Origin of the sequence: Amycolatopsis ruanii, from assembly GCF_003385175.1 — a bacterium.
Classification (GTDB): Bacteria; Actinomycetota; Actinomycetes; order Mycobacteriales; family Pseudonocardiaceae; genus Amycolatopsis_E; species Amycolatopsis_E thermalba.
The window spans coordinates 101502-110577 of the sequence record NZ_PQHY01000017.1; the positions used below are offsets into that span (position 1 = coordinate 101502).

Genomic DNA, 9076 nt, shown 5'->3' on the forward strand with positions numbered 1-9076 from the left:
GCAGCATGGCGTCATGGACTTCGACGTGGTGATCTCCGGGGGCGGGCCGGTCGGCCTGACGCTGGCGTGCGAGCTGCGGCTCGGCGGGCTGGACGTGCTGGTCGTGGAACGCCGGACCGAGATCGATCCGACCCTCAAGGCCGGCGCGATCAACCTCGTGACGGCCGAGGCGCTGTACCGGCGCGGCCTGCTGGACCGGCTCGAGGACGAGCGCGACCGGGCGCTCCGGGCGCTGGCGGTCGGGGCGGCGCTGCGGAACTCGCCGCCGCCGCTCGCCGGGCACTTCGGCGGGATCATGGTCGGCGCGGACCTGGTCGACCTCACCGATCCCGCGTTCCGGGACGCGGGACCCGCGGCCCGCCTGACCCTGGTGGGCCAGCAGGCCGTCGAGAAGGTGCTCGAGGAGCACGCGACCGGGCTGGGTGCGGTCGTGCGCCGCGGCGCCGAGGTCACCGGGTTCGACGCCGGCGACGACGGCGTGACCGTCTTCCTCGGCGGTGACCGGGTCCGCGCCGGCTGGCTGGTGGGCTGCGACGGCGGCCGCAGCCTGGTGCGCAAGCTGGCCGGGTTCGCCTTCCCGGGCACCGATCCGGAGATCACCGGACGCCAGGCGCTGGCCGACCTCGACGGCGCCGAAGCGCTCGGCCTGGGCTGGCACCGCACGAACACCGGCGTCTACGCGCACGGCCCGCTGCCCGGGCGGATCCTGACCGTCGAGTTCGACGGCCCGCCCGCCGACCGCACCACGCCGGTCACGGCGGCGGAACTGCAGGACAGCATCCGGCGAGTGTCCGGAGTGGACGTCACCGTCACCGCGCTGCGGTCGGTGACCCGGTTCACCGACAACGCCCGCCAGGCCACCACCTACCGCCGGGGCCGGGTGCTGCTCGCCGGGGACGCGGCGCACGTGCACTCGCCGTTCGGCGGGCAGGGGCTCAACCTCGGCATCGGCGACGCGGTCAACCTCGGCTGGAAACTCGCCGCGACCATCCGCGGCACCGTGCCGGAGGGGCTGCTCGACACCTACACCGTCGAACGGCACCCGATCGGCGAATGGGTGCTGGAGTGGACCCGGGCGCAGATCGCGGCGATGCGGCCGGATCCGCACACCAAGGCCCTGCGCTCGGTGCTCACCGACCTGCTCACCAGCGGCGACGGGTCGACGTACCTGGCGAAGAAGCTGTCCGGGGTGCTGCACCGCTACCCGGTCGACGGCGACCACGACCTCGTCGGCCGCAGCGCGCCGGACTTCGAGTTCAGCGACGGCAGCCGGCTGGCCGACCACTGCCACGACGGGCGGGCCGTGCTGATCGGCGCGCGGATCGACGACGACCGGGTGCGCGTGGTGCCCGGCAAGTGCGTCCAGCAGCCCGAACTCAAGGCCCTGATCAGGCCGGACGGGCACGTCGCGTGGGCGTCCGAGGACGGCGGCACCGACGGCTTGACGAAGGCGTTCGCGACCTGGTTCGGCACGCGCGACCCCTCGCATCGGATTTTCGCGTAACAATGGGCGGGTGAGCACCCGGGATCCGCTGGCGGGATTCGTCGGCTTCGCCACCGCGCTGCGCGAAGCCGGCGTCGCGTGCGGGCCGCAGCGGGTGCAGGCCTACCTCGACGCGGTCGTGCGCCTGGCCGTCGGCGAGGCGGACCAGCTGTACTGGGCGGGCCGGCTGACACTGTGCTCGGACCCGGACGACCTGATCCGCTACGACGACGCGTTCGCGCAGTGGTTCGCCGCCGCGCCACCGGAACCGCGGCCGGCCACGGTCCGCCGCGAGCAGCGGTCCCGCATGGCGGCCCTGGTGTCCCAGTCCGCGGGCCAGGGGGAGGCCGAGTCGGACGACGACGAGCTGCGCGTCGCGGCGACGGACGCGGAGGTGCTGCGCGAACGCGATCTCGCCGAGCTGTCCAAGGCCGAGCGGGAGCACCTGCGGGAGCTGATGGCGGTGCTGCGGCCGCAACCGCCGATGCGGAAGTCGCTGCGCAGCAGGCCGGCGCGCCGCGGTTCGCTCGACCCGGGGCGGACGCTGCGCGCGATGCTGGCCGGCGGCGGGGAACCGGTGCGGCTCGTGCACCGGAACCGGTCGAACCGGCCGCGGCGGGTGGTGCTGCTGCTCGACGTGTCCGGCTCGATGAGCCCGTACGCCGACTCGCTGCTGCGGTTCGCGCACGTCGTGGTGCGCCGGGCGCCGGCCGCGGTCGAGGTGTTCACCCTCGGGACCCGGCTGACCAGGGTGTCCCGGCAGCTGCGGCAGCGCGACCCGGAACGCGCGATGCTCGCCGCCGGCACCGCGGTCCCCGACTTCGCCGGCGGCACGCGGCTGGGCGAGACACTGCGGATCTTCCTGGACCGCTGGGGACAGCGCGGGCTCGCGCGCCGCGCCGTCGTCACGGTGTTCTCCGACGGCTGGGAACGCGGGGATCCCGGCCTGCTCGGCGAGCAGATGGCGCGGATGCGCCGTCTGGCGCACGCGGTGTTCTGGGTGAACCCGCACGCGGGACGCGAAGGCTACGCTCCGGTGCAGTCCGGCATCGCGGCCGCGCTCCCGCACGTCGACCGCTTGCTGGCCGGCCACAGCCTGGCCACCCTGGAACGACTGCTGCTGGAGATCCGCGATGCATGACGTACTGGACGAGTTGTACAAGCGCTGGCGCGAGGGCGAGGCCGTCGGCGTCGGGACCGTGGTGGCCACCTTCTCGTCGGCGCCCCGCGCGCCGGGTGCGGCGATGCTGGTCACCGAGGACGGCACGGCGGTCGGCAGCGTGTCCGGCGGCTGCGTCGAGGGCGCGGTGTACGAGCTGGCGCAGCAGGTCGTGGCCGACCGCGAGCCGGTGCTGCAGCGCTACGGCGTCAGCGACGACGACGCGTTCGCGGTCGGCCTGACCTGCGGCGGGATCATCGACATCTACGTCGAGCGGATCGACCGGGAGACCCTGCCCGAGCTGGGCGACGTCGTGGACTCGGTGCACCGGGGCGAGCCGGTCGCCGTCGTCACCGTGATCGAGCACGAGGACCCGGAGCGGCGCGGGCGGCACATGATCGTGTGGCCGGACCGGACCGCGGGCACGCTCGGTACCGACCGGATCGACGACGCGGTCGCCGACGACGCGCGCGGCCTGCTCGCCAACGGGCGCACCGGAACACTGCACTACGGCTTGGAGGGCGAGCGGCGCGGCGAGGGCATGGCGGTGTTCGTCAACTCCTTCGAACCGCAGCCGCGGATGCTGGTGTTCGGCGCGATCGACTTCGCGGCGGCGATGGCACGCATGGGCGCCTACCTCGGTTACCAGGTCACGGTGTGCGACGCGCGTCCGGTGTTCGCCACCGCGTCGCGGTTCCCGGAGGCCGACGACGTGGTCGTGGACTGGCCGCACCGCTACCTCAAGGCCGAGGCGGAGGCCGGCCGGATCGACCGGCGGACGGTGATCGCGGTGCTCACCCACGACCCGAAGTTCGACGTGCCGTTGCTGGAGGTCGCGTTGCGGCTGGACGTCGGCTACATCGGGGCGATGGGGTCGCGGCGCACCCATGAGGACCGCCTCACCCGCTTGCGGGAGGCGGGGTTGACGGAGGAGGAACTGTCGCGATTGGCCTCCCCGATCGGGCTCGACCTCGGGGCCCGCACACCGGAGGAGACCGCGGTGTCGATCGCCGCGGAGATCATCGCGTTGCGGTGGGGCGGCGGCGGGAAACGGCTCACCGAACTGTCCGGGCGCATCCACGGCTGACCCTCTCGCACGTGCACGACTGGCCCTTTCGCACCTGTGCGAGTGGTCAGTTCGTACGAGGCAGTTCCGCGTTTGCGGTGGGACAGCAGGGATTTCCGCGCAGGTGCGGGAGAAGGGGTGAAGTGTCACCCAACCAGGACTTGTCCGATCGGCACGGACGTAGCACGCTCGCGTGTGAAGCCGATCACCCAGCTCCCACCACTGGAGGCCTCATGCGCATCACCGTCAACGTGGACGGAACCAGCTACACCGACGAGGTCGAACCCCGCACGTTGCTCGTTCACTACCTGAGGGAGACGCTCGGGAAAGTCGGCACCGTCGTCGGCTGCGACACCAGCAACTGCGGTGCCTGCACGGTGCACCTCAACGGGCACAGCGTGAAGTCCTGCTCGGTCCTCGCCGTGCAGGCCGACGGTGCCGAGGTGACCACCATCGAGGGCCTGGCCCGCGACGGCAAGCTCCACCCCGTGCAGGAAGCGTTCCACGACAACCACGCCCTGCAGTGCGGGTTCTGCACGCCGGGCATGATCATGCAGTCGATCGACCTGCTCGCCGACAACCCCAACCCCGACGAGCACGCCGTGCGCGAGGGGCTGGAAGGAAACCTGTGCCGCTGCACGGGTTACCAGAACATCGTCCGGGCCGTGCGCGACGCCGCGCAGCGGATGAGCCCGGGCGCGGGCCCGGAGGCCGAGCGCGTGTCCGGTGACGACGTCAGCCGCGCGCCCAGCGCGTTCGCGGGCGGGGGCGAGTGACATGACGTCGACGATCGAGCCCGAGGTCGGCAAGGCGCGCGCCCGCAAGGAGGACGCGCGGCTCATCACCGGCCGCACCCGCTGGACGGACAACATCACGCTGCCCGGGATGCTGCACGTGGCGATCCTGCGCAGCCCGTTCGCCCACGCCCGGATCAATTCCATCGACACGGCCGCGGCGCGGGACATGCCGGGTGTGGTGGCCGTCTACACGGCCCGCGACCTCGATCCGGACAGCGCCATCGGCATGCCGTGCGCGTGGCCGATCACCCCGGACATGAAGCAGCCGCGACGGCCCGTGCTGGCCGCCGACCAGGTCAACTTCGCCGGCGAGGGCGTCGCGGTGGTCGTGGCCCGCAGCAAGGCCGAGGCCGCCGACGCGCTCGAGGCCATCGACGTGGACTACGAGGAACTGCCCGTGGTCCTCGGCCTGGAGAACGCGCTCGCCGACGGTGCGCCGCTGGTCCACGAGGAGCTGGGCACCAACAAGCAGGCGACGTGGGTCTTCGACTCGGCCGAGGCCGGCACCGGCGGCAACGTCGAGGAGGCGCTGGCCGGCGGTGAGGTCGTGCTCAAACGCCGCTTCCGGCAGCAGCGGCTGGTCCCGGCGTTCATGGAGCCGCGCTCGGTGGTGGTCGACCCGACCGGAGCCCAGATCACCATGTGGTCGGCCACCCAGGTGCCGCACATCCTCAAGACGATGACGGCGCTGACGCTCGGCATCCCCGAGCACAAGCTGCGGGTCATCGCGCCGGACGTCGGCGGCGGGTTCGGCGGCAAGATCGCCGTGCTGCCCGAGGAGACCATGGCGGTCCTCATCGCGCAGAAGCTCGGCAAGCCGGTCAAGTGGACCGAGACCCGCTCGGAAACCATGCAGACCGCGCACCACGGGCGCGACCAGATCCAGGACATCACCATCAGCGCGAACCGCGACGGCACGGTCACCGGCCTCAAGGTCGAGCTGCTGGCCGACATGGGCGCCTACAACGGCCTGGTCGGGCCGGGTGTGCCGATCCTGGGCGCGTTCATGTTCAACGCGATCTACAAGATCCCGGCCTACCACTTCGCCTGCACGAACGTGTTCACCAACACCACGCTCACCGACGCCTACCGCGGCGCCGGACGGCCGGAGGCCACGTTCGCGATCGAGCGGATGATGGACGAGCTGGCCGCCGAGCTGGGCATGGACCCGCTGGAGCTCCGCGAGAAGAACTGGATCAAGCACGAGGAGTTCCCGTTCACCACGGTGTGCGGGCTGACCTACGACTCGGGCAACTACGAGGCCGCCACCGAGCGCGCCAAGGAGCTGTTCGACTACGAGGGCCTGCGCCGCGAGCAGCGGGAACGCCGCGAGCGCCAGGATCCGGTGCAGCTGGGCATCGGCATCTCGACGTTCACCGAGATGTGCGGCCTGGCGCCGTCGCGGGTGCTCGGGTCGCTCGACTACGCCGCCGGCGGCTGGGAGCACGCCGCCATCCGGATGCTGCCCACGGGCAAGGTCGAGGTCGTCACCGGCGCGTCCGCGCACGGTCAGGGGCACGAGACGGCGTGGAGCCAGATCGTGGCCGACCGGCTCGGCGTGGCGTTCGAGGACATCGAGGTCATCCACGGTGACACGCAGTCCTCGCACAAGGGCATGGACACCTACGGGTCGCGGTCGCTGGCCGTCGGTGGCATCGCGGTGGTCAAGGCCGCCGAGAAGGTCGTCGACAAGGCCCGCGCGATCGCCGCGCACCTGCTGGAGTGCTCGCCGGACGACCTGGAGTTCGAGGGCGGCAAGTTCACCGTCCGCGGCACGGACACGTCGACGACGATCCAGGACGTGGCGTTCGCGACGTTCGCCGCGCACAACCTGCCCGACGGCATGGAGCCCACGCTGGACTCCGAGGCCGTGTTCGACCCGGAGAACTTCTCGTTCCCGCACGGCACGCACCTGTGCGCCGCCGAGGTGGACACCGAGACCGGGCGGGTGCGGCTGCGCTCGTACGTGTGCGTGGACGACGTGGGCAAGGTGGTCAACCCGCTGATCGTGGAGGGGCAGGTGCACGGCGGTCTCGCCCAGGGCATCGCGCAGGCCCTCTACGAGGAGGCGGTGTTCGACGAGAGCGGCACGCTCACCACCGGCACGTTCGCCGACTACCTGCTGCCCTCGGCGGCCGACCTGCCCTCGTTCGTCACCGACCGCACGGAGACGGCGGCGACGTCGAACCCGCTGGGCGTCAAGGGCGTCGGCGAGGCCGGCACGATCGCCTCCACCCCGGCGGTGGTCAACGCGGTGGTGGACGCCGTGCGGCACTTCGGGGTGAACGACATCGAGATGCCGTGCTCGCCCATGCGGGTGTGGTCGGCGATCCACCGCGGCCGCACCGACGCCGGTGGCGTCGGCGCGGAGGCCGGCGGCGGACTGGGTTCCATCGACGCTTCGGGAGGTGCGCAGTGATCCCCGCTGCCTTCGACTACGTCGCCCCGTCCACTGTGGACGAGGCGGTGCAGGCACTGGCCGCGGCCGGTGAGGACGCCAAGGTCCTGGCTGGCGGGCAGAGCCTGCTGCCGGTGCTGCGGATGCGGCTGGCCGCACCGACGACGCTCATCGACCTCGGCAAGATCACCGAGCTGCGGGGCGTCCGCGACGACGGCGACGCGATCGTCATCGGCGCCATGACCACGCACTACGACGTGCAGCGCGACCAGCTGGTCGCCGAGCACGCCGCGCTGCTGGCCAGGGCGACCGACACGGTGGCCGACCCGCAGGTGCGGCACCGGGGCACGTTCGGCGGTTCGATCGCCCACGCGGACCCGGCGGGCGACCTGCTGGCGCCCGCGCTGGCGATGGACGCGGAGATGGTGATCGCGAGCAGCAGCGGCAGGCGGACCGTGCCGGCGGCGGAGTTCTTCCAGGACTTCTTCACCACGGTCCTGGACCCGGGCGAGATCCTGGTCGAGGTCCGCGTGCCGAAGCACACCGGCTGGAAGGCGCACTACGAGAAGTTCAACCGGGTCGCCCAGGCGTGGTCGATGGTCGCGGTGGCGGCCACGGTCCGCACGGACGGCGACACGATCGCCGAGGCCCGGGTGGCGCTGACGAACATGGCGTCGGTGCCGGTGCGCGCCACCGCGGTGGAGCAGGCCCTGATCGGCCAGGCAGCGTCGGACGAGACGATCCGCGCGGCGGCCGCCCACGCCGCCGAGGGCACGAGCCCCACAGCGGACGGCAACGCGGACGTCGAGTACCGCCAGGAGCTGGCAAAGGTCCTGACGGGCCGAGCGGTCTCGGCAGCGCTGGCCGCGGTCTGAGCCGCGTGGGTGGCCACCCCCGCAGCTCGGGGTGGCCACCCACGCACGACCGCACCAGGCGGACGCCCCCAGCCGCGGCGAGTAGTCACCCACCGCCCACCCGCACAGCTGGACGCACGCACGACCACCATGCGCACCGCCACTCACGCGCCCACCCACTCACCGGGCCCGCAGCCCCCACCGCGCACACCCGCCCAACATGCGCACGGCCTCACGCGCTCATTCCCACTCACCGGGCGCGCAGCCGCCGCCGCGCCCACAGCCCTCACCGCGCACACCCACCCACCATGCGCACAGCCCCCACCGCGCCCATAGCCACCGATCCGGGTCCCTTGAAGCCACCGACATGCCGGTTCCGGCACTAAGGTGGCTCCGAGGGACTTGCAGCTTTCTGGAGAAGGGAGGTCGGCCCGTGCGGCTCGACCATGAATTCACCGTTCCGGCCCCGCCAGCAGAGGTGTGGAAGGCGGTCACCGACCCGGAACGCGTTGCCCCCTGCATGCCGGGCGCGACCCTGACCAAGGTCGAGGGTGAGACGTTCACCGGCACGGTCAAGGTGAAGCTGGGGCCGATCTCCCTGCTGTACAAGGGCTCCGGCGAGTTCCTGGAGACCGACGAGCAGGCCCGCAAGATCGTGATCAAGGCCTCCGGCAAGGACTCCCGCGGCGCCGGCACCGCGGCGGCGACCGTGACGGTGACGCTGGCCGAGGACAACGGCGGCACCAAGGGCACCGTGGCCACGGACCTGAACGTCACCGGCCGCCCGGCGCAGTTCGGCCGCGGCATGATCTCCGAGGTCGGCGGCAAGATCCTGGACCAGTTCGCCGCCAACCTGGCCGACCGCCTCGGCACGCCGGAGGCCCCCGCGACCCCGGCGGCGGAGGAGAAGCCGGCCGAGTCCGGGGTGACCACCGAGCCGGCCCCGGACAAGCCCAAGCTCGAAACGGTCAAGCCCCAGCCACAAGAAGCCGAGGCGATCGACCTCTTCGAGTACGCGGGCAGCTCCGTCACCAAACGCCTGGCCCCAGTGCTCGCCGGGGTCGCCGCGGTGCTCGGCATCGTGGCGATCGTGCGGCTGATCCGCCGCCGCTGACCCGCCGCCCGCGCCGAGCGGGCCCACACCCGCTCGGCGCGCCCCGCGGGTACACCAGGGGCGGTCCACGCCCCAGGCAGCCCAAGACGCGGCCGCACGCACACCTGAACGCTCGGCGCGCCTGCCCGCCCTGCATGACTGGCCACCCCCCGGCCTGGCGCGCCCCCGCGTTCCGCGCTTGCCGCGCGTTCCGCGCGTCCCGCTT

General features: G+C 72.5%; 7 protein-coding genes. All 7 read left to right on the top strand.

Features of this window, described 5'->3' with window-relative positions:
• Positions 1–13 precede the first annotated feature (13 nt).
• The 7 genes from D0D28_RS12385 to D0D28_RS12415 all read left to right on the top strand — a co-directional run bounded on the left by D0D28_RS12385 (position 14) and on the right by D0D28_RS12415 (position 8871).
• Positions 14–1504 (top strand): FAD-dependent monooxygenase, encoded by a 1491-nt coding sequence (locus tag D0D28_RS12385; protein ID WP_116110680.1) that lies wholly within the window; start codon positions 14–16, stop codon positions 1502–1504.
• Between the two features lie 10 nt (positions 1505–1514).
• Positions 1515–2624, top strand: coding sequence for a vWA domain-containing protein (locus D0D28_RS12390; RefSeq protein WP_116110681.1), 1110 nt, complete (start codon positions 1515–1517; stop codon positions 2622–2624).
• The gene (locus D0D28_RS12395) at positions 2617–3729 is read left to right on the top strand and encodes an XdhC family protein (protein ID WP_094004075.1); all 1113 of its coding nucleotides are present in this window, start codon (positions 2617–2619) and stop codon (positions 3727–3729) included. The genes D0D28_RS12390 and D0D28_RS12395 overlap by 8 nt, the downstream gene beginning before the upstream one ends.
• Before the next feature lie 212 nt (positions 3730–3941).
• Entirely contained in the window at positions 3942–4484 is a 543-nt protein-coding gene (locus D0D28_RS12400) for a (2Fe-2S)-binding protein (RefSeq protein ID WP_094004076.1), read from the top strand.
• 1 nt (position 4485) lies between these two features.
• Entirely contained in the window at positions 4486–6924 is a 2439-nt protein-coding gene (locus D0D28_RS12405) for a xanthine dehydrogenase family protein molybdopterin-binding subunit (protein WP_116110682.1), read from the top strand.
• Entirely contained in the window at positions 6921–7778 is an 858-nt protein-coding gene (locus D0D28_RS12410; RefSeq protein WP_094004078.1) for an FAD binding domain-containing protein, read from the top strand. The genes D0D28_RS12405 and D0D28_RS12410 overlap by 4 nt, the downstream gene beginning before the upstream one ends.
• Before the next feature lie 412 nt (positions 7779–8190).
• A complete protein-coding gene (locus D0D28_RS12415; protein ID WP_116110683.1) occupies positions 8191–8871 on the top strand; it encodes an SRPBCC family protein in 681 nt (226 codons plus the stop codon).
• Positions 8872–9076: the final 205 nt, after the last annotated feature.